Source organism: Polynucleobacter arcticus, assembly GCF_013307205.1.
Lineage (GTDB): Bacteria > Pseudomonadota > Gammaproteobacteria > Burkholderiales > Burkholderiaceae > Polynucleobacter > Polynucleobacter arcticus.
This window is the reverse complement of the sequence record NZ_CP028940.1, coordinates 1,635,718-1,655,133: the sequence shown is the minus strand read 5'-3', so window position 1 is coordinate 1,655,133 and position 19,416 is coordinate 1,635,718. Positions and strand designations below refer to the sequence as shown.

Genomic DNA, 19,416 nt, shown 5'->3' with positions numbered 1-19,416 from the left:
TAGCAACACCCCAATAGATAGGCATTACCACTTATGAGTATTAGTTCAACTATTAAATCAATCCAAGACATCATGCGCAAAGACGTGGGTGTTGATGGTGATGCCCAGCGTTTAAGTCAATTGGTGTGGATGCTATTCCTCAAGATCTTTGATGATCGTGAGAGCGAGTGGGAATTACTGCAAGATAAATACAAATCTCCACTACCGGAAAAATACCGCTGGAGAAATTGGGCGGCTAATGCTGAGGGCATGACCGGCGATGAGCTAAAGCAGTTCTTAGATAACGATCTATTTCCAGCACTTCAAAACCTAGAGGCCAAAGGCGGCGATCAACGTGCCTATGTTATTCGCTCCGTATTCGAGGATGCCTATAACTATATGAAGTCTGGCCAGCTAATTCGTCAGGTGATTAATAAGATTCAAGAGGGCGTAGATTTCAACAAAGCCCAAGAGCGCCATCTCTTTGGCGATATGTATGAGCAGCTTCTGAGAGACCTACAAGCAGCAGGTAATGCAGGTGAGTTCTACACCCCAAGAGCGGTGACTGAATTCATGGTCCAGATGGTTAATCCACGCCTGAGTGAAAAGGTAATGGACCCAGCCTGCGGAACAGGTGGATTCTTATCATGCTCAATTGAGCATATTAGAAAACAAGATGTCAAAACATTAGAAGATGAAGCCCAATTACAGGGCAGCATCTTCGGCATTGAGAAAAAACCAATGCCGCACTTGCTGTGCACCACAAACATGATTCTTCATGGCATTGATGTGCCAAGCAATATTCGTCATGATAATACCTTAGCAAGGCCCTTAATTAGCTGGGGTCCATCAGAGAGAGTGGATGTAGTGATTACCAATCCACCATTTGGCGGGATGGAAGAGGATGGGATCGAAACTAATTTCCCAACCGCATTTAGAACAAGGGAAACAGCCGATCTATTTCTGGTGCTTATTATGCAAATACTCAAACCAGGTGGGCGAGCTGCGGTAGTTCTTCCGGATGGGTTCTTATTTGGAGAGGGCATTAAGAGTCGCGTCAAAGAAAAACTTCTGGAAGAGTGTAATTTGCACACCATAGTGCGTTTACCAAAGGGTGTATTTGCACCATACACAAGTATTGCAACTAACCTACTTTTCTTTGAAAAAGGCGGACCCACTAAAGATATTTGGTTTTATGAGCATCCATATCCAGATGGTTATAAGAGCTACTCTCGGTCAAAGCCCCTTGATGTTAAAGAATTTGCTCATGAACGATCTTGGTGGGGCGGTCTTGAGCGTAATAGTCGAATTACTACAAATCATGCCTGGAAAATATCTGCAGATGACATTGTCAAAAGTGGATATAACTTAGACTCCAAAAATCCCCACACTGTACAAATTGACCATCAAGATCCAATTCAATTATTGGGGGAGTATCAGGAGATTGCCCATCAAATTTCCTCTATTCAAGAAGAGTTGAAGGCTGAATTAATAGTTGCGCTTGGATCTCGGTAATGGATCTTTTAGAGGAGTATTTTGATGTTGCCTTTTCGGAACCTGAAGGCATACAAAAACTGCGAGAACTCATACTAAATCTTGCGATGCGAGGGAGGCTTGTGTCGCAAGACAAGCATGATTTACCGGTCACCGAATTGCTTGGGGATATTGTTGCTGATAAAAATTTATTAGTAAAAGATGGCGCCATTAAGAAATTAAAGGCCACCTTTGAGAAACCTTTTGTAGATGGACCATATCAGTTGCCGCATGGATGGAAATGGGTTCAACTTGGTTTTGTTGGAAATATCTTTAATGGTAATAGCATCAACTCTTCAGAGAAAGAGGCAAAGTATGCGGGTGCGGTCGGATTACCTTATATTGCGACTAAAGACGTTGGTTATGGTTTTGATGGCTTGAATTACGATAATGGCATATCTATTCCAGCTAGTGAGCCGCAATTTAAGATTGCACATAAAAATGCAGTTCTAATTTGCGCCGAAGGTGGTAGTGCTGGTAAAAAATGTGGAATAACTGCGCGCGATATTTGCTTCGGTAATAAATTATTTGCCAATGAATTACATGGGAATATCCCGAGTAAATACATTCTCTACGTTTATCTATCGCCTCAATTTCGCGAGATGTTTGCATCGGAAATGACTGGAATTATTGGAGGCGTTTCGATTGCTAAGTTTGTAAGTTTACCGATTCCGCTACCACCTCTTGCTGAGCAGCATCGTATTGTTTCTAAATTAGATCAATTAATGGCATGTTGTGATGAGATGGAGGCGCTTCAATCTTTGCAAGAGAAAAAACGCTCCTCTATGCATATTGCAGCGCTTTCGCAAGTCTTTGAATCCACTTCAGGACAGCCAAATGAAAAGGCCTGGGATTTTATATTCAAAAATTTTGGGGATTTATATTCAGCTAAGGGAAATATAGACGGACTGCGAGAAGCCATTTTACAGCTCGCAATCACGGGAAAAATAACCGAGCAAAGAAAAGAAGACGGTTCTATTCAAGATCTTTTAAGTAAGATCGAGTCAGAGAGGGTTCGATTATCTCTCCCTCGACTAACGAGTATTGACCCTGACTCTAGCGCCTTGCAGTATTCGGTTCCAGATACGTGGGCTCTTTTAAGATTGGATGCAATTTTAATTCTAGGTCCAGTAAATGGCTATTCGCCCAAGGCTGTAAATCACGAAACAAAAGTTAAGTCGTTGACATTGAGCGCAACAACTTCTGGAGTGTTTAAAGGCGAGCATTCGAAATTCATTGCCGAGGACATACCACCAGACTCAAGTCTTTGGTTGCAGGATGGTGATATTTTGGTGCAACGTGGGAATACCATTGAATATGTTGGGGTTCCAGCAATATATAGGGGGCCACTACATACATATATTTATCCAGATTTAATGATGAAACTACATGTTTCGAGTGAGTTGGATAGCGATTATGTATATTTTGCAATGAGCGCATCCCCGAGTCGAAATTTTTTGCGTAAGCGCGCTTCAGGTACCTCTGGCACTATGCCGAAAATCAATCAAGGTGCATTAAAAAGTCTTCCAATTCCAATTCCTCCATTGGCGGAACAACAGCGAATTGTTAAAAAAATACGAGAACTGATGTCTCTATGCGACCAGCTTGATGGCCTAATAGTATCTAGAAATTCAAAGAAGTCTGAATTATTGGCTGCTATAGCAGCCAAATTGTGATGATATCTTTGTATCCATAATTTTTTGGCTAGATCCATTGCATAGTCAAGATATATCATTTCCACTAATCACCCCCGAAGCTCTGTGGAGCCTTTGGTTTAATTTCGGGGGCAATCACTAATCAGGGGGATTGAGTGCTCTTTTCCCGAATAAATGCCTGAACCTGCTCAATTGTCCAGAAAGATGATCGACCAATCTTGATTGGCTTGGGAAATTCACCTTTCTGTACCATGAGCCAAAACTTGGATTTAGAAATCGGCATCATTTTCAGAATTTGAGGAATTCGCATTAAGGTCACGTTCATATCTCTAGATGTGATGTCATTCATGATCATTTCCTTAGCGGGCGCGCTTTAAGTTTTTACGATAAACCTGCAACGCCATCTTTGCAGAACTCATTTTTGTGTATCCATAAGATCGATACAAGCTATACAAACGAAATGCCACCATTTAACTTAATCTCCTATTGTGTTTTGTTATGAATCAATCTGTGTGCTGCTAAAGTGCAATGTAGTCAATGAAATTTTGTTGGTCAATCAAATGTCAATACCCACTTTGAAGACGCATATTCATTTTTGACTACAAAAAAATATTTATTCATAGAAGTGACACAAGCAATATAAATAAATGGCTACAGACCTGTCAGTAAATTCTGATAGCGTAAAGAGAGTAGTGGACATGCATAGATCAATCAATACTTTAAACTCTAAAATAAATTCCTACGAATTTTTCAAAGAAGGATTACAGACATTTGTTAGATAAATAAATTAAAGAAAAATTCAGAAAAAACGCGTTTGACGATACGCTCTTCGATTGTTAGATTCATCTCTTGCAAAACATATTGCACGCAAGAAAAAAGAACTACACGGAGATAAATTTAGATGAATTACTACGAGCACCACATTGGAGATTACGCAGAAGCAACCGCGCATCTGACATTCATAGAAGATGCAACTTACAGTCGCCTCATCAGAAAGTACTACGCTACAGAAAAGCCGCTACCGATCGATGTAAAGCTCGTGCAAAGATTGATCTATGCAAGAAGCAAAGAAGAAAAAAATGCAGTGGTCTCAATCCTCAATGAATTTTTTACCCTGACTGAGGATGGCTGGAGACAAGAGCGCTGTGATCATGAGATAGCCCGCTTTAAAGATAAGCAACTCAAAGCCAGGCGGAGTGCAGAAGGCAGGTGGCAATCATTTCCGACAAACGAATCACAACCCCAAATCACTCCCAATAATGGATGCGTTCGCAATGCGATCGCATTGCGAACGCAATGCTCACCAGACACCAAACACCAGTCACCAGTAACCAATCTCCATACACCAGACAAACAAAACAATGGGGGTGAAAAGGAAAAAATTTCCCAAGGACCACCCACGCTTGCCGATGATGAAAAGATTTTTCAGGAGCGCATCGAAAAATATAAAAGCTTTGCAGCCATGATCAGCAAGGAGGGCAGAGCTACAGCCGTAGATGACTACCGCATACGGGACATCGTCAATCTCGGGGTAACGGATGCTGAGGTGGCAGAGGCTATCGCCACAGCAAAGGAAACGCGCATGAAAGTCTCAAACCCAACCCCGATCAATGCAGGCTATGTCTTGGCAATACTCAAAGGAGCGCGCAAGAAGGCAGAAGCCGCTAGCGCAGACGAAGATACCTGGTGGAAAACCAATGAAGGCATAGACGCCAAAGGCAGGGAGCTAGGCATGAGAGCCGAGGGGGCAGAAAGTTACGAGACCTTCAAAACAAGGATCTTTGCAGAACTACACAAGCGAAAAGAGCGCGCAGAAACCACGGAGAAACCCAATGCAAACTAATCCAACCATTGCAGGCGTCATTGATCGTCTAGACATGGAAGACTTTCCTATTGGATCAAAAGTGAAGACCCCGAGTGGGCGCGTAGGTACCGTGGTCAAACATCGTGGAGCCCAAAGCCGTCATGACTTATTCCAACGAATCATTATTGAGTTTGATGAGCCCATTGGTGATTCAGTCGCATTGCAACCCCATCTTTTAAAGCTCATCAAAGTAACAACTGTCACCTCATGATTGAAAACAATCAAAAGAAATCAAAAGGTGGAAAAAGACTGGGGGCTGGTCGCAAGACTGGGAGCCTAACTAAGCGCACCCGCCAGATTGCTGAGGCTCTTGCTACTCAGGGGATCACACCCCTAGAGGTCATGATGAAGGTGATGCACCAGCTATACGAAGAAGCTAGCAATGTTAAAAAAGAGGAGCTTGGTGACAAGACGTTAGCAAATGAAGCTCGTATTAAGCTTCTGAACATGGCTGCTACCGTAGGAAGGCACGCTGCACCTTACGTACATCCACGCTTATCAGCCATTGAGCATACGGGCAAAGATGGCGCACCTCTACAAAGTGGAGTTCTGGTCGTACCAAGCGCTATGAGCATAGATGATTGGGAGCAAGCCGCCCAAGCAAAACACTAGTCCATGAAAACCATCTGGGCCCCATTGCCCGGCAGTCAGACTTTGTTTCTGACATGCCCTGTTTATGAGGTATTGCTGGAGGGAACCAGGGGAGGGGGTAAGACAGATACCTTGCTCATGAGCTATGCCCAACATGTAGGTAGGGGGTTTGGCGATCATTGGCGCGGAACACTCTTTCGCCTAACTTATCCCCAGTTGGCTGACGTAGTAGCCAAGAGTAAGCGCTGGTTCTATCAAATCTTCCCAGGCGCCAAGTTTAATGAATCAGACTATGTCTGGAAGTGGCCAACCGGGGAGATGCTGTACTTCCGTTATGGAGCAAACGAGGATGACTACTGGAACTATCACGGTCACGAGTATCCCTGGTTAGGGTTTGAAGAGCTCACCAACTGGCGCAACCTCTCTTTCTATGAAGCCATGCATTCCACCTGCAGGTCATCGCATCCCGGAATGCCAAGGATGGTGAGGGCAACATGCAATCCATTTGGAGTAGGGCATGCGTCCGTAAAGGAAAGATTTCAGATTGGCAGTATTCCAGCTGGACAGATCATTAGGCAAGAGGGGGCGTTACCCAAAGTGAGAATTCACTCGACTATCTATGAGAATACCCATCTCCTCAGAAACGATCCCAACTACCTCATGAGCCTAGAGTCGCTAAGCGATCCAAACAGGCGTAGAGCATGGCTAGAGGGTGATTGGGATATCCATGTGGGAAGTTTCTTGGAAGGCGTATGGCAGCCCTCTAAACACGTTGTAGAACCCTTTGCCATTCCGCCAACATGGAAGGTATGGCGATCTATGGATTGGGGATATGCCAGACCTTATGCCGTGTATTGGTTTGCCTTATCAAATGATGGAGTCTATTACCTATGGAGAGAACTCTATGGATATGGCGATAAAGAAAACACGGGCACAAGAGAAGATGCAACCGTAGTCGCAGACAAGATCAAGAAAATCGAAACACACGACCAACGCCTTGGTTATGAATACCGCATGAACCTAGCTGATCCATCCATCTTTTCGAAGATTGGAGCGGAGCGATCCATCGGACAAATCTTCAGGGATAAAGGCGTGAAATGGACGGAGGCCTATAACGCTCCCAGAAGCAGATTGAATGGCGCTCAAGAAATCATCCGGCTTCTGGCTGAAAACAGACTCAAAGTCTTCTCAACATGTAAACATTGGTTAAGAACTATCCCTCAACTACCTCCAGATTCATTAAACCCTGAAGATGTAGATACCGATGCAGAAGATCATGCTTGGGATGCAACTAGGTATGGGGTAATGAGGGCCAGACGAATGCCTGAAAATGATTCACTCTATGCATCGAGGGGCTAACAGGATTTCCAAGGCTCAGAAAGGCTAAGGTGACGATATTTATATTGGTTCGATCGGGCGGGATTCGAACGCGCGACCAATGGATTAAAAAAAGTCACGGCAATTTAAAAGCCTATATAAATCAATGGTCTAGAGGATAAAAAAATGAGTGTGCGATTGAATGAATATTAATGGCCATTTACTTAGAGCATTAACTAAGGCCTAAGAATTGCTGGCGTAAGCGTCCTCCTATAGTTACGATGGAAGATAGAAAATTAAAGTGGGTATTTCATTGAAAAAAGTAACTGTAAAAATTGAGAACTGCTACGGAATAGGTAGTCTTAATCATGTCTTTAGATTTGACGACTCGAAGGTGTATTCAGTTTACGCACCCAACGGATTCATGAAGACATCCTTGGCTAAGTCTTTTATTGACCTTATAAATGGATCTGCTTCAGGCGATCAAATCAACAAAGATAGGGTGTCAGTAAGGGATATTAAGGATCAAGATGGAGCTGATTTAAGTGGTGAATCTGTCTTTGTCATTCAACCTTACGAGCAAAACTTTGTGTCTAGTAAGGCATCCCTTCTTCTGGTGAATGCAGAAATAAAAAAAGGTTACGACCAAGCGCTGGATAGTATTGAGTCTAAAAAGATTGAATTATTAAAGATTTTGAAGGAGGCATCCGGTTTAACGGGTCGAAATATAACATCAGAAGGTGAGTTAGTAAGATGCTTTGGTGCCCATTCACTTTTTGATTGTCTCGAATCTCTTGAGGAGCGGTTGGATGATGTAGCGAATGAGAGATTTGCGGCACTCAAGTATGCCAATCTCTTTAATGATAAAACAATGGGATTTTTAGATTCAGGCGCTATTAAAAGACAGCTAAACGAATACATTGAAAAATATAATGAATTAGTTGCAGAGTCTCCGATTCTTTCAAAAACTTTTAATTACTACCATGCAACTACTGTGCAAAAAAATCTACTGGAAAACGGATTTTTTAGCGCCAGCCATTCAATTAATCTTAATAATGCAGGCGTTAAGCAAGAGGTTAAGACTGCCGATGAATTAGCGGAAAAGATTGATGAAGAAAAAAAGAAAATCTTCTCAAATGATGATCTAAATAAGAAATTCAATGAAATAGATAAAAAACTCACAACAAAGGAATTGCGCGAATTTCGAGATTACCTATTGGAAAATAAGGATATTGTTTCGGAGTTGGCTGATTATTCCGAGTTTCAGAGAAAGATTTGGCTCGAGTACTTGCGCGAGCATAAAGTAATTGCTAAAGAATTTATTGACCAGTACAAGCAGGCAAAAGAAGTAATTCGAAAATCTATTGAGGCTGCCAAATCTGAGCGGACTTTGTGGGAGGCTGTGGTGGAGCAATTCAATAGTAGATTTACCGTCCCATTTGAATTGGCGGTTGTTAACCAAGAGGATGTAATTTTAAAAGGAACATCCCCACAAGTTGCCTTCAAATTTAAAGACAGTGAAGATGTAACTGAAATTGATCAAAGCTTACTTATACAGGTTCTTAGTCAAGGAGAGAAGCGAGCCTTATATATCCTTAATATTCTTTTCGAATTAAATGCGAGAAAAAATATAGGCCTCAAAACTTTAGTGGTAGCTGATGATATTGCAGATTCGTTTGATTACAAAAATAAATACGCGATCATTGAATATCTTCGCGAATTAAGTCGCCAAGGCGATTTCAATTGCATATTTCTTACGCATAACTTTGACTTTCATAGAACAATTAGCAGTAGGCTTGGAATACCTAGGCACAAAAAGCTATTTGCAGTTAAAAGCAATCGCAATCTTGCCTTACGCGAGGAGCTCTATCAGAAAGATCCCTTTGCTTACTGGAAGGAGCACTTTGATAATGCCAAGTTTTTAATTGCAGCGATACCATTTGTAAGAAATTTAGCTGAGTATTGCAATAGGCCTTCAGAGTCTGATGATCTAACTGCGCTATTGCACATAAGACCTAAGTCGAAAAGAATAACCATAGAAAGACTTGAGTCAATTTATCAACTGGTATTAAATGATCCATCAATTTCTTTGCCACACCACGAAATTAAGGTGATTGATTTAATTTATGAAACTTGCGATGTTGTTTTATCAGACCCCAATGAGACTGCTGAGTTAGATGGCAAGATAATTTTATCTATGGGAATTAGATTGAAGGCTGAAGAGTTTATGATTTCGGCAATAAAGGATGACAAATTTGTAGATGAAATTACCGGAATGCAGACTTACGAACTTTTCAATGCTTATAAGGGTAAATTTCAAGATAGTCACAATACTCTAGAGCTCTTGGAAAAAGTAAACCTTATGACCCCTGAAAACATACATTTAAATTCATTTATGTATGAGCCTATATTAGATATGGGCGCCGATCATTTGAAGGGTTTATATAAAGCGGTGCTTAAATTACGGTAGAAATAATTTTTCATGAAGCCCGGCTACATCTACGTACTAACGCATCCATCGGATCAAAGTCTCTACAAAATAGGGGTGACGATACGTCAACCTTTAGTTCGAATGGCTCAGCACAATAGCGATTTCACAAAAGCTGCTGGACGTATTGTTAAAGAAACAGGACAAGATTGGCAATTAAAAGAGTTTTACCCTGTAGAAGATCCATATTGGGCTGAAAAAGCATTCTGGAGTCAAATTCCTCAATCGGCCATTCCCTTCAGAGGCGGCGTTGAGGTAGAAATAATGTCTTGGGAAGAGGTTTGTGTTGGACTTACTGCAGCTAAAGACGCCGGAATTCGACCGATGTCATCAGCTATTCCAGCTTATGAAACTGCTTATAACGTTTCGGTAAAAAAACGTTTAGTGGGGCGCGGCATTACTCTTTTGGGGTATGTCAAAAGTATCATCAGCGGTAGAAATGATTTTCAATGTAGCAATGGCCATCAGTGGCGTACCCGACCTAAGTTGGTTATGGAGGGGGAGGGCTGCCCCGAGTGCGGTATGGGCGCAAGAACTCCAGAAGGGATGATGGAGATTGCTAATGCAGGCACTATTTGCCTATTAACCCATCCTGATAAGCCTGTTTATATCAGCATAGGCGTTAAACGTGGCTACTTAAATCAAATATCAAAAGACTATCCTTGGGGTGAGTGGGAGATTCATCGGTATAGAAACGTTGAGGAATTGGCTTTAGCCGAATCCCTTATTTGGGAATTATTGGGCAAGTCATTGCCCCATAATCGCGAGCCAATAAAAATCGAGTTAGCTGATGCCGAAGAGGCTATGCGCTCATTGATTTACGTTTTAGCTGAGGAGATTGCTTTCGAGGATGGCAGGGTTAATTTGCTTCCAATGGATTAAGGGTCTCCGCCCGATGTCACACCATTTAAGAATTTATTCAAAAAATATCCTCGAGACGCTTGACTGCATTTTATAAATGAGGAGTGCCCCAAGACCCCAAAGCTCTTCAACAAAAATGGACCGCCCGCATCACGCATGCGCGTGCTCACTGGGCAACATTCCATAAACGCGTAAGACATAACCGCAATACCGTAGCTGGCTTTAATTGGAATGCTGATCCTACTGGCAAAGACTTCTATAGCCTAAGAGCCAACCTCATACACGGGACTATCTCCGCAGTGCTACCTAACGTGTATGCACGCAATCCAGAAATATCGACAACACCCACCCACTCGGGCGCGGGCATTAAGCTTTTCTGTAAAACGCTGGAGAAAGTCACCAATAGAGCGCTAGAGCACGCTCAGCTTAAGAATAGAGCTAAGTCGACAGTAAGGGCAGCACTGACCTGCAGCCTCGGAATTCTGAAAGTGATGTACCAAAGAGACCCAAGCAAGGATTCTTATATCCAGGGTCGCATCAACGATGCACAAGAAAACCTTCTAGCCATAGAAGACTTGGTTCGAGATCTTCAGGGCGATGATCGGCATCATCATGATGCCAAGAGGGCGGAATTAGAAGAGCTCATCAAGTCACTTCAAGAACAATCAGAAGTGCAATCGGCTGAAGGTCTAGTAATCGATAGGGTTCTTACAGAAAATCTCCTTATTGATCCATCCATCTGCGAGTTCTGGGACTACACCGATGCGGACTGGATCTGTCAAATCATCCCAATGAAGCGCGGCCAGGCTGAAGCACTCTACAAAAAGAATCTAGCAAATGCGAAGATCTACCAACCCGGCCAAGGCGAGCCATCCCACAAGAAAGCCAAGCGCCTAGCCTCAATGCAGATGAATGCTGGTTCAAGCTCAGTCATAGATGATCAGCAGATAGCGGTACTAGAGATCTGGGATAGAGCTACCCAGCGTGTTTATACGATGGTGGAAGGCGCGACTGAATGGCTACGCGAACCTTACTCCCCACCAAGAGCCGGAGAGCGCTGGTACCCATTCTTCTTATTGCCTTATCAAGTAGTCGATGGTCAATTCATAGGCCCAAGCCTAGTTGATCTGACTGAGCGATTGCAGGATGAACACAACGAAGCGCGTGATCGATTTAATCAACACCGCGACCTCTGCATTCCGGGGTGGGTAGCATCAGCCGATATCAACGAAAAGACCATTAAGAAACATTCAGACTCACGCTTTGGTGAGATCACGATAGTCGATACTGAAGGCAAGCCTCTGAATCAAGTGATTATTCCCAGAGGTCACCCAAAGATCGATCCCATCGTCTATGACACCAGTGCAGTACGTTATGACTGGGAGCAAGTTACCGGACTGCAAGATGCAGCGCGTTCCACAGTAGTGCGACCCAAGACAGCAACCGAAGCCAACATCTTGCAAAGAGCCTTATCAGGGCGCGTATTCGAATTCAAAGACCAGATAGAGGATTGGCTGCAAGAGATAGCGCAATACAGCGCCCAGGTACTCTTACAAGAACTTACTAAAGAGCAAGTAGAGCGCTATATGGGCCCACCTAGCACCAAGACCACCATGATCAATGGCGAACTAGTCATGACCATCGAGAAAACCTACGACTGGCCAGAACTTACCAAAGATCGAATCTTTGACATGGTGGACTTGTGCATTCGGGCAGGCACTACCGGCGCACCAGATGGCATAGAAGATAAAGAGAGCTGGCTCAAGGTTTTACCCATGATTACGAATCTATCAATTCAGATACAAAACCTGCAAGCAAGAGGAATGGACTACGAGTATATCCGTAATCTCCTACAGGAGACTCTCTTGCGATATGACGATCGTATCGATTCAAATCTATTTATACCGAATGTAGAAAAACAAGCTGATGGATACGTAGATATCAATAGCGATCTTTCGATGAATCAGATGTGGCAAATGGGTGGAGACAAGCGCAGTACAGAACAACAATCAAAAGAGGAGACAGCAGATGCAAGAAGTGAAAAACTTTAGTTCTGGAGTATTGAGCAATGGTGGTGCGATTCAACGAGTACAAGACCGTGAAGCCAAGCGAGAGCGTGAGCGCCTAGAAAAGGAAGCATATGAAAAGCATGCTGCCGAATCAGCCGCAAGACGCAATAAAGCCAGGGAAGATCGCGCTATTGAATTAGCTGAACAATCAAAAGCAAGACAAGCTGCCGAAGAAGAAAAGCAGCGCAAGGCCGCGGAAAAATCAGCCCGCGATGAAGAGGAAAGGCTAAAGGTCGTTGCAGCTAAGGAGGCCGCTCGTTTAGTGAGGCAACAAGACCTAGATAGAAGGCTTGCAGAAAACAAAGAGAAGGAAGCTACCAAACAAGCTGCCACTGAAGTTACTGCGCTATTGGCAAAGCAGCAAGAGCTTGATCGTCAAAACCAAAAGCAGACCCAAGCTGCAGCGCTATTGGATGATCTAAGCAAAGTCCCGGATGCACCTAAGGCAGAAGCTCCAAAGCCGGTAGCGGTGGCTAAAGAGCCTGAGGATTCAGAAGGGTTGGGGGAGTTAGAGACCGAGGAGCCGGTATTGCAAATAGTGAAGGGGGCGGTTCATGTACCAGCATCAATACCTGCTATGGATGCAAGCGTAGATGCTAAGACAGGGTTGCCAGCAGCCTATGACATGAGCGAGCTAATGCCAGCCCCTGTAGTTCTAAACGTAGAACCTGCTCCACAGCCAGAGGTGCAGGTAGAAAGTGGCAAAGAGCTTATTGACCGCATCCTAACGGGCGCTGAACAAGCACCTGAAGAACAGGAGCAAGTGCCACAATCAGCTCGCAGTGAGAATCGATTTCAGAAGATCATCAATACCAACCGAGATCTTGCAAAAGAAAACCAAATTCTTAAAGCTAAAGTCGAGAAGCTATTGGATGAAGTGCACGGCTATCAGGTTGAAGGTGAGCTGGTGGGTAGCATCCTCGACACACAAGAGCGCGCTAAGCGACAGGCTCCGGCGAAGAATTTGCTAGAACGACATCTCAAGCCCGACCTGTTTAATGTTGTGAATGAAGCTAAGCAAGAAATACTTAATTACCTATCTACCAGGGAGGATGAAGTTGATCACAGCTTTAAATCTGCATTGTTTGTGAAATACATACAAGATCCGTTCTATATGAATATGTTTGTTCAGAACAATGAGATCTCTCGGTGGTGGGCAACTATTGACTCCATTTACAACTCCATAGAGATGCCTCCACCGGATTGGTCTAAGGTCAAGATTACGCAATATAAAGAGAAGCCTGAACATCGACCTCAACCTATACGAGCGCGAACAGCAACTCTAGGTGCACCAGTGGCTAGCTCTGAACAACCGATGGATCGTATTGCCCAGCACCTAGGCAATATGGGTATTTAGCATTTTAGCGAGAGAGATTTGGTAGGGCTAGCTTAAGAGTTCGATAGAACGCAGAGAACGCATCTTCAAAAGAGGGTGCGTTCTTGTCATAGACCATCACCCTAATGAATTGATCATAGGTATCTTTAGTCTTCGCATCAGACTTAGCGTGCTCCATCGCTTTATGAATTTCACTAAGCGGGTCGGTTAGAAAGGCGCTATGTTGACTTGCAAAGTCTTCTGCATCCTTCTGAATGACTTGATTTACTAGGTTTGACAGATTGCCTTGTTGATCGTTCAAGATGGATGGATTCTTTTGGATGATCTGATAAACGTCGTAGAGGTGACGTACCAATGCGGTATCAAGCCTCTCATTATCTTTTGCCATCGATAGAGCTAAGCGTCTTGGGAAGGTAATGAGTTTTTCCGCTAATGCTTCGCTTAAATCTACGCATGGCACCCTAAAGCTAGGACCAGTATCCATGCCTGCCAATGAATCAAACAAGAGGGTAATTGCCTTATCTTGTTTGGGCGCGCGCAATGGGCTATAGCTCACTTCAAGCTTGAGGTTCGCGCGCATCCCGGGGCTTACTTCAAAGTGGGTGGAATACTGGATATCAAACTCAATAAAGTTATTGTTATCTTGAGCATCCCTTGAGATGAACTCCGACTTAAAGCCGGCGCCATTGAGCGCTAGCTCAAGATCATCCTTGAGCTTACTCATGCTAGAGCGAATTTTGCTCTTAGTAAGCGCCCCTGAAGTCTTTGGTGATGCTTTGATATCCACATCTTCAGAGACTCGCTCCAATAGGCCATAAGCCTTGGATAGGCAAGTACCCCCGCAGAAGACTAAATCAAAGTCTGGGTTATCGATGTTGGCAATAGCGGCCAGGGCATCAGTAACCATGAAATCTTTTTCAAGGGCGAATTCAGAAATGCCAAGCTCTAACTCATTGATGACATCTAAAACTTGGAGTCTTTGGGTGTCGTTAATTCTTTTCATAGACTAGGCTACGACTGCCTACTGAGAGCTTGCGACATACCCTGGCGTTACCAATATTGAGAACGGGAAGCATGGGCACCTGAGTGCTATCACCCTGAATCAGGGCGCGCATATCTTTGCCTACATCAGCTTTGATACCTAGTTTTTTCATGGTCTCAAGGCCGATGTTGATCAGGCTTTCATCTGCCACTGGTTTGCCAGAGATGGAGGAGGGGCGCGCCTTTACATACGTGCCATACCCAAGGCGCATTAGTTTGCCTTCATCCGATAACTCTTTCACGACACGGCATACCTGGCGGTAGGTGCCAAATCGATTGAAGTCATCACGCAAGAAGACCTTGCCTTTGGAATTACGTAGGCTAGCCAAAATGCGGTCTTTGGTTGTTGCTTTAGCCATCTTGGCCTCCTTTCCTGATTAAGCCTTAATTATATACAAAAATAAGACATTAATGTCCTATTTTTGTGTAAGTAGATTCTGACTTAAATCCATATAAAACATGACTTAAAAGCCATTTTAATGGGTGGAAACACCTCTAGGTATGCATGGTTAATAAACGAGGCCGTATTCCGTCAAGGGCACCCCAAGGGGGTGGCTTGCGAACCCTTGACGGCCGCAGGCAAAGAAACGCTTATTTATGCCCAAGGTGGCGCAATGACACATTGGGCATAAAAACCAGTGCGGTTTAGTGATTGCCTAATGGTGGTATCGATATTCCTGGGTCTTTCCACCATATCCATAAGAGGCAGCTCTTACATCTTGCACGTAGATATAACTCTCTTCATGCAGGTTGCCTAGGATGCGAGCAAAGCCCTCAAAAGCCTCTTTGATGTATGTAGCCTTCTCATTCTTGGTATTGGTTTCATCGGTGATCTTGATATCAAAGTAAAAGCTATTCATGTTTTGATCGCTCAATAGCTTCCCGCCAACCATCCAGCATTCAGGATCTACATAGTCAATCGCAATGGCAGTCACTTCCTTCTTCTTACCTAGAATCCGGTGAGTCAGATCTAACAGTAGTTCATGTATTGCTTTGGTGGTGACAGCATTCTTTTGGCCGCTGACCTTTACGTTCAAGATGGGCATATCTATCTCCTTGGTTAATTAAAAGTAATTAGCTATACAACTACTAATGTTAAAAAATAGTTCTGGATTGAACTAAAAAACTTGCATAGGGCGCCAACTTTTGATGTTGGACTTGTAAGCTTGATGCTAGCAAAGGGCAGCCCTTGAATGACGGTAAGGCCATTGCTGGGGATTATGATTTGCTCGCCCTTTGCAATCAACAAGTCGCCTTCAATGTCGGAGAAGGTGAGCCAAATAACTCCATCCAGGCATTCAAGGCGTACGTTTCTAGCATTTGAAAAACTGAGCCTATTGGACTCGTTCATTTGGATGACGGTATTGCTTGGTTCGATTCTCATCTTTTTTCCTTTAGCGTAATATGAAAATAAGTTAGCTATACAACTAATTTAGAAATAAAAAAGCTCACTTTAAGGCAGAGCTAATACCTCGGATTTGATCAACAGCTTCTTCAAAGTGGGGTGTACCAAGTAATTTTTTGAGGCGTTTACCTACTGCTGCACTAGCGGCATTTAGATCTGCCTTAATCTTTAATGAGCTAGGCGTCGCATGAATCTCTTGTTCGCGGCCATCTCTAGCGGACGAAGCACGCTTAATTAACCCCAATCTCTCTAAGCCGTCCAGGCCTCTAGTAGCGGTAGGCCGGCTGATATTCATCTCCTTGGCCAACTCGCTTTGGAGTAGTGGGGCTTTATCTAAAACCACTCTGAGCATGAAAGCCTGAGAAGGGGTGAGCCCAAAGGGTTTAAATGCACTCGTCCACTCCCGCTCTAGCTGGCGAGCTAGGCTGGTGGTATTGAAATAGAGGCATTGTTCAAACATGGGTTTAGTGTAACCGATATTAATTAGCTATGCAACTAGATTGAGAAATACCAACAAAAACCCCATAAATATCCCAAATCTACATCTACCGCCCCAATAATTGCTCTTAGTGCTTCACACCACGGCGTTAAAGCTAGAGTCGCGACTAGCAGCGTAGCAATGGATAGGTTCACGCTCTATCAATTGGAATGAGTGCAACCAATTCACGAATAGATAAACACATTGATAGGGGTGGCATATGCCAATTTCAAATACAGACTTGCAAGAGTTAGCTAAGGTTTCCTTAGACGAGTACTTGCGCAATCTACCAGTCGATCAAATCGCTGTAGAGAGACCTTTCCTTAAAAAACTCATGGAAGGTCGTAAAAGCCTATTAGGTGCAAAACAGAACGTAGTCGAGAACATCCGTAAAGAGCACGGCAGTAACTTTAGCTGGGCCTTTGGCGAAGAGACAGTCAAGTTCAATAAACGCAATACGACTGAGCAAGCTTCATTCCCATGGCGCAGAGCAGTTGATGGTCTCTATATTGACTATGACCGACTCTTTAGTAATGGCATCATAGTACGTGAGGGCGGGGCGCGAGGTTTCCAGTTGGAATACAACGAGCGCATACAACTGATCAATCTCTTGGATGAGCAGCTAGAAGTGCTTAGAGAAGGCTTTCTCAATAAGTTAGACCTGGAACTTCACCGCGACGGCTCCCACGGCGCAGATGCCTTAGTAGGCTTAGATAGCTTAGTAAGCCTTGCCCCAGATGCCGGTACAGTTGGCGGCATCGATCGAGCTAAAGCAAGCTACTGGCGTAACTACGCCGTTAAAGATATCGCCTCAACAGCGCCAGGTAGCTTAGTGGGTGAGATGGAGACTGCATGGCGTCAATGTATTAAAAATGGCGGTAGCCCAGATTTCATCATCGCTGGGGGTAAGTTCATTGATACCTATCGCAAGCAAGTCACAGTGACTCATATCGCTGGATCGGGTGAGACCAAGTACATCGATGCTGGCGTAGGTGCAGGCGTAAATACTGGTCTTGCCTTCAAAGGGGTGGAAATTATCTGGGATCCGCAGTTTGATGAGCTCGATGCCATGGCCAATAGAACAGTGGAGTGGAGTAAGCGCTGCTATTTCCTCAATACCCGCTTTATGAAGCTTCGGGATGATGATCTAGACATTGTTGCCCCAATCCGTCCGCACGATACGCTCGCTATGTACGCCATGGTGAACTTACGCTGTGCTTTATCCATCTCACGAGCTAATGCCCATGCGGTATTAGCCATTCAATAAGGAGAGGTGAATGAATAACAGCATGAATCACAAAGAGCTTATTCATAGCGACTTCCAAATTAAGGAGGTGGAAGCGGTAGTGCGTAGGGATGCCTTCACAACAATTCATGTACATGTACCGCCATATGAGACCAATATCCTTCGAAACCTCTTTGGGCGCGAGAACGTCACGGTGTTCGAGCGCCCATCAAAGACCACTATTACTCCAGAGCAGGAGTATGACCGTCTATGCGCCAAGTATGGTCATGAGGTCGTAGCTAAAGTCTTTGGTGAAGATGATGGAGATCGCCTAATGGAGATTGTCGAAGGTTTGATGAGAGAAGGTCAGCTCCCAGCACAAGAGAAGGCATTAGAGGTGGCTCTTGAACAAGAGCTATCGGAAATCAAGGGGGCTAAGAAACGCTAGCAGAACGGAAGACCACCGCTAGCGGCAGGTGTTTGGGTGCGGCTGCGGGTGTTGAAGTAACCATGGTGTGTGGGCGCGCGTAACTGCGCCCCACTGCCAACACCAAAGAAAAGCCAAGGCGGTAGTGGGGCGGTGGACTTCCATACTTATTTATACCTTCGAGCATCAAGAAAAGAGCCAATAACATGCTTCCAATCATTACCTCTCTAGTGCAAACCTTGGCCGTCAATGGTCTTGGCTTACTTGCGGGCGCGGTCCAAGCCAAGGGCAAGGAATTTATTGAGAGCAAGATTGGGGCGCGTATTCCGGATAACCCCAGTCAGGAAGATCTCATTAAGCTCAAGCAGTTAGAGATCGAGCAAGAGCAGTTACTACTGCAATACACCCTCAAGCAAAAAGAACTCGAGATTGAAGAATCCAAACTTCTAGCGGAGATGCATCGAGCCTCACAAGACAATGCCACCAATCGTTGGCAATCCGATATGGGTAGTGATTCAAAACTCTCGAAGAACATCAGACCAGGAACACTGGTCTACATCCTCACGGCCTATCTACTATTCGCACTTCTATCAGCTATGGGTATTGATATCAATGAGGCCTATGTAAAGCTCCTAGGCGAATGGGGTCAGCTAGTCATGCTGGCTTACTTTGGCGGTAGATCAGTCGAGAAGATCTTTGAAATGCGTATGCATGGACAAAATAAAAAAGAAGAAAAATGAGCAGTCTAGTAACGGAGCAAGCATCCTTCCTAATTGACGTCAGCAGACTTATTCAATTTGCGACTGCAGAAGGATGGGTCATTACGGGGGGTGAGCTCTGGCGTTCACCAGAGCAGCAGGAGATCTATTTCAAGACCGGTAGATCCAAGACTATGAATAGTAATCATTTGAGGCGCTGCGCTATCGATCTCAATTTCTTTTGGAATGGGAAGCTCGTATGGGATAAAGAACTCATCCGCACGGTAGGTGAATACTGGGAAAGCCTAGGGCCTAAGAATAGATGGGGCGGGAATTTCAAGGGGTTTGTGGATGTGCCGCATTTTGAGAGGGTTGCATAAATTTAGCTTGAGAGTTAGCGAATTTAGTGAAATGGAGCAGTAGATAGCATCTGGATATATAGTTGTCTA

At 44.2% G+C, this 19,416-nt stretch carries 21 protein-coding genes; 14 read left to right on the top strand and 7 right to left on the bottom strand.

Annotated elements, in window-relative coordinates:
* Positions 1-33: 33 nt before the first annotated feature.
* Together DN92_RS08405 and DN92_RS08400 are read left to right on the top strand one after the other, a co-directional pair.
* Positions 34-1,494 (top strand): type I restriction-modification system subunit M, encoded by a 1,461-nt coding sequence (locus DN92_RS08405; RefSeq protein WP_173960809.1) that lies wholly within the window; start codon positions 34-36, stop codon positions 1,492-1,494.
* The gene (locus tag DN92_RS08400; protein ID WP_173960808.1) at positions 1,494-3,188 is read left to right on the top strand and encodes a restriction endonuclease subunit S; all 1,695 of its coding nucleotides are present in this window, start codon (positions 1,494-1,496) and stop codon (positions 3,186-3,188) included. Before DN92_RS08405 ends, DN92_RS08400 begins: the two co-directional genes overlap by 1 nt.
* 121 nt (positions 3,189-3,309) lie before the next feature.
* Here the strand turns inward: DN92_RS08400 and DN92_RS08395 are convergent, their stop codons facing one another.
* The gene (locus DN92_RS08395; RefSeq protein ID WP_173960807.1) at positions 3,310-3,516 is read right to left on the bottom strand and encodes a helix-turn-helix transcriptional regulator; all 207 of its coding nucleotides are present in this window, start codon (positions 3,514-3,516) and stop codon (positions 3,310-3,312) included.
* Between the two features lie 552 nt (positions 3,517-4,068).
* On the opposite strand from DN92_RS08395, the gene DN92_RS08390 reads away from it, so the two are divergent.
* From DN92_RS08390 to DN92_RS08355, 8 genes are all read left to right on the top strand, one after another.
* A complete protein-coding gene (locus tag DN92_RS08390; protein WP_173960806.1) occupies positions 4,069-5,010 on the top strand; it encodes a YdaU family protein in 942 nt (313 codons plus the stop codon).
* Positions 5,000-5,242: a hypothetical protein gene (locus DN92_RS08385; RefSeq protein ID WP_173960805.1), complete on the top strand. Its 243-nt coding sequence runs from the start codon at positions 5,000-5,002 to the stop codon at positions 5,240-5,242. The genes DN92_RS08390 and DN92_RS08385 overlap by 11 nt, the downstream gene beginning before the upstream one ends.
* On the top strand, positions 5,239-5,643 hold the full coding sequence (locus DN92_RS08380) for a hypothetical protein (RefSeq protein ID WP_173960804.1): 405 nt from the start codon (positions 5,239-5,241) through the stop codon (positions 5,641-5,643). Before DN92_RS08385 ends, DN92_RS08380 begins: the two co-directional genes overlap by 4 nt.
* A gap of 3 nt (positions 5,644-5,646) precedes the next feature.
* Positions 5,647-6,981 (top strand): terminase large subunit domain-containing protein, encoded by a 1,335-nt coding sequence (locus tag DN92_RS08375; protein WP_173960803.1) that lies wholly within the window; start codon positions 5,647-5,649, stop codon positions 6,979-6,981.
* A 394-nt stretch (positions 6,982-7,375) separates the two neighbouring features.
* Positions 7,376-9,409: a hypothetical protein gene (locus DN92_RS08370; protein ID WP_254598282.1), complete on the top strand. Its 2,034-nt coding sequence runs from the start codon at positions 7,376-7,378 to the stop codon at positions 9,407-9,409.
* Between the two features lie 12 nt (positions 9,410-9,421).
* Complete coding sequence (locus DN92_RS08365) at positions 9,422-10,309, top strand: GIY-YIG nuclease family protein (RefSeq protein ID WP_173960802.1); 888 nt, start codon at positions 9,422-9,424, stop codon at positions 10,307-10,309.
* 83 nt (positions 10,310-10,392) lie between these two features.
* The gene (locus DN92_RS08360) at positions 10,393-12,339 is read left to right on the top strand and encodes a hypothetical protein (RefSeq protein WP_173960801.1); all 1,947 of its coding nucleotides are present in this window, start codon (positions 10,393-10,395) and stop codon (positions 12,337-12,339) included.
* Positions 12,317-13,714, top strand: a complete 1,398-nt coding sequence (locus DN92_RS08355) for a hypothetical protein (RefSeq protein WP_173960800.1) — start codon at positions 12,317-12,319, stop codon at positions 13,712-13,714. The genes DN92_RS08360 and DN92_RS08355 overlap by 23 nt, the downstream gene beginning before the upstream one ends.
* A gap of 4 nt (positions 13,715-13,718) precedes the next feature.
* Here the strand turns inward: DN92_RS08355 and DN92_RS08350 are convergent, their stop codons facing one another.
* The 5 genes from DN92_RS08350 to DN92_RS08330 all read right to left on the bottom strand — a co-directional run bounded on the left by DN92_RS08350 (position 13,719) and on the right by DN92_RS08330 (position 16,599).
* On the bottom strand, positions 13,719-14,696 hold the full coding sequence (locus tag DN92_RS08350; protein WP_173960799.1) for a nucleotidyl transferase AbiEii/AbiGii toxin family protein: 978 nt from the start codon (positions 14,694-14,696) through the stop codon (positions 13,719-13,721).
* Positions 14,683-15,093: a DUF6088 family protein gene (locus tag DN92_RS08345; RefSeq protein WP_173960798.1), complete on the bottom strand. Its 411-nt coding sequence runs from the start codon at positions 15,091-15,093 to the stop codon at positions 14,683-14,685. The genes DN92_RS08350 and DN92_RS08345 overlap by 14 nt, the downstream gene beginning before the upstream one ends.
* Positions 15,094-15,390: 297 nt before the next feature.
* Positions 15,391-15,780, bottom strand: a complete 390-nt coding sequence (locus DN92_RS08340; protein WP_173960797.1) for a tautomerase family protein — start codon at positions 15,778-15,780, stop codon at positions 15,391-15,393.
* Positions 15,781-15,812: 32 nt separating this feature from the next.
* Positions 15,813-16,118 carry a DUF2917 domain-containing protein gene (locus tag DN92_RS08335; RefSeq protein WP_173960796.1) on the bottom strand — a complete coding sequence of 102 codons (306 nt, stop codon included), beginning with the start codon at positions 16,116-16,118 and terminating at the stop codon, positions 15,813-15,815.
* 64 nt (positions 16,119-16,182) lie between these two features.
* Entirely contained in the window at positions 16,183-16,599 is a 417-nt protein-coding gene (locus tag DN92_RS08330; protein ID WP_173960795.1) for a MarR family winged helix-turn-helix transcriptional regulator, read from the bottom strand.
* A gap of 238 nt (positions 16,600-16,837) precedes the next feature.
* On the opposite strand from DN92_RS08330, the gene DN92_RS08325 reads away from it, so the two are divergent.
* A complete protein-coding gene (locus tag DN92_RS08325; protein WP_173960794.1) occupies positions 16,838-17,884 on the top strand; it encodes a phage major capsid protein in 1,047 nt (348 codons plus the stop codon).
* Positions 17,885-17,894: 10 nt separating this feature from the next.
* Positions 17,895-18,290: a hypothetical protein gene (locus DN92_RS08320; protein ID WP_173960793.1), complete on the top strand. Its 396-nt coding sequence runs from the start codon at positions 17,895-17,897 to the stop codon at positions 18,288-18,290.
* Here DN92_RS08320 and DN92_RS08315 read toward each other — a convergent pair.
* Complete coding sequence (locus DN92_RS08315) at positions 18,277-18,489, bottom strand: hypothetical protein (RefSeq protein WP_173960792.1); 213 nt, start codon at positions 18,487-18,489, stop codon at positions 18,277-18,279. The genes DN92_RS08320 and DN92_RS08315 overlap by 14 nt on opposite strands.
* Between DN92_RS08315 and DN92_RS08310 the strand changes: the two genes are divergently transcribed.
* Positions 18,476-19,009: a hypothetical protein gene (locus tag DN92_RS08310; RefSeq protein WP_173960791.1), complete on the top strand. Its 534-nt coding sequence runs from the start codon at positions 18,476-18,478 to the stop codon at positions 19,007-19,009. The two genes, DN92_RS08315 and DN92_RS08310, sit on opposite strands and share 14 nt — an antisense overlap.
* Complete coding sequence (locus DN92_RS08305; protein ID WP_173960790.1) at positions 19,006-19,347, top strand: M15 family metallopeptidase; 342 nt, start codon at positions 19,006-19,008, stop codon at positions 19,345-19,347. The genes DN92_RS08310 and DN92_RS08305 overlap by 4 nt, the downstream gene beginning before the upstream one ends.
* The last annotated feature ends 69 nt before the right edge of the window (positions 19,348-19,416 follow it).

Bases quoted from the DNA above. Each gene is read 5' to 3' on its own strand.
- DN92_RS08405 (WP_173960809.1), top strand. From the start codon at position 34: ATGAGTATTAGTTCAACTATTAAATCAATCCAAGACATCATGCGCAAA.
- DN92_RS08400 (WP_173960808.1), top strand. From the start codon at position 1,494: ATGGATCTTTTAGAGGAGTATTTTGATGTTGCCTTTTCGGAACCTGAA.
- DN92_RS08395 (WP_173960807.1), bottom strand. From the start codon at position 3,516: ATGAATGACATCACATCTAGAGATATGAACGTGACCTTAATGCGAATT.
- DN92_RS08390 (WP_173960806.1), top strand. From the start codon at position 4,069: ATGAATTACTACGAGCACCACATTGGAGATTACGCAGAAGCAACCGCG.
- DN92_RS08385 (WP_173960805.1), top strand. From the start codon at position 5,000: ATGCAAACTAATCCAACCATTGCAGGCGTCATTGATCGTCTAGACATG.
- DN92_RS08380 (WP_173960804.1), top strand. From the start codon at position 5,239: ATGATTGAAAACAATCAAAAGAAATCAAAAGGTGGAAAAAGACTGGGG.
- DN92_RS08375 (WP_173960803.1), top strand. From the start codon at position 5,647: ATGAAAACCATCTGGGCCCCATTGCCCGGCAGTCAGACTTTGTTTCTG.
- DN92_RS08365 (WP_173960802.1), top strand. From the start codon at position 9,422: ATGAAGCCCGGCTACATCTACGTACTAACGCATCCATCGGATCAAAGT.
- DN92_RS08355 (WP_173960800.1), top strand. From the start codon at position 12,317: ATGCAAGAAGTGAAAAACTTTAGTTCTGGAGTATTGAGCAATGGTGGT.
- DN92_RS08350 (WP_173960799.1), bottom strand. From the start codon at position 14,696: ATGAAAAGAATTAACGACACCCAAAGACTCCAAGTTTTAGATGTCATC.
- DN92_RS08345 (WP_173960798.1), bottom strand. From the start codon at position 15,093: ATGGCTAAAGCAACAACCAAAGACCGCATTTTGGCTAGCCTACGTAAT.
- DN92_RS08340 (WP_173960797.1), bottom strand. From the start codon at position 15,780: ATGCCCATCTTGAACGTAAAGGTCAGCGGCCAAAAGAATGCTGTCACC.
- DN92_RS08335 (WP_173960796.1), bottom strand. From the start codon at position 16,118: ATGAGAATCGAACCAAGCAATACCGTCATCCAAATGAACGAGTCCAAT.
- DN92_RS08330 (WP_173960795.1), bottom strand. From the start codon at position 16,599: ATGTTTGAACAATGCCTCTATTTCAATACCACCAGCCTAGCTCGCCAG.
- DN92_RS08325 (WP_173960794.1), top strand. From the start codon at position 16,838: ATGCCAATTTCAAATACAGACTTGCAAGAGTTAGCTAAGGTTTCCTTA.
- DN92_RS08320 (WP_173960793.1), top strand. From the start codon at position 17,895: ATGAATAACAGCATGAATCACAAAGAGCTTATTCATAGCGACTTCCAA.
- DN92_RS08310 (WP_173960791.1), top strand. From the start codon at position 18,476: ATGCTTCCAATCATTACCTCTCTAGTGCAAACCTTGGCCGTCAATGGT.
- DN92_RS08315 (WP_173960792.1), bottom strand. From the start codon at position 18,489: ATGATTGGAAGCATGTTATTGGCTCTTTTCTTGATGCTCGAAGGTATA.
- DN92_RS08305 (WP_173960790.1), top strand. From the start codon at position 19,006: ATGAGCAGTCTAGTAACGGAGCAAGCATCCTTCCTAATTGACGTCAGC.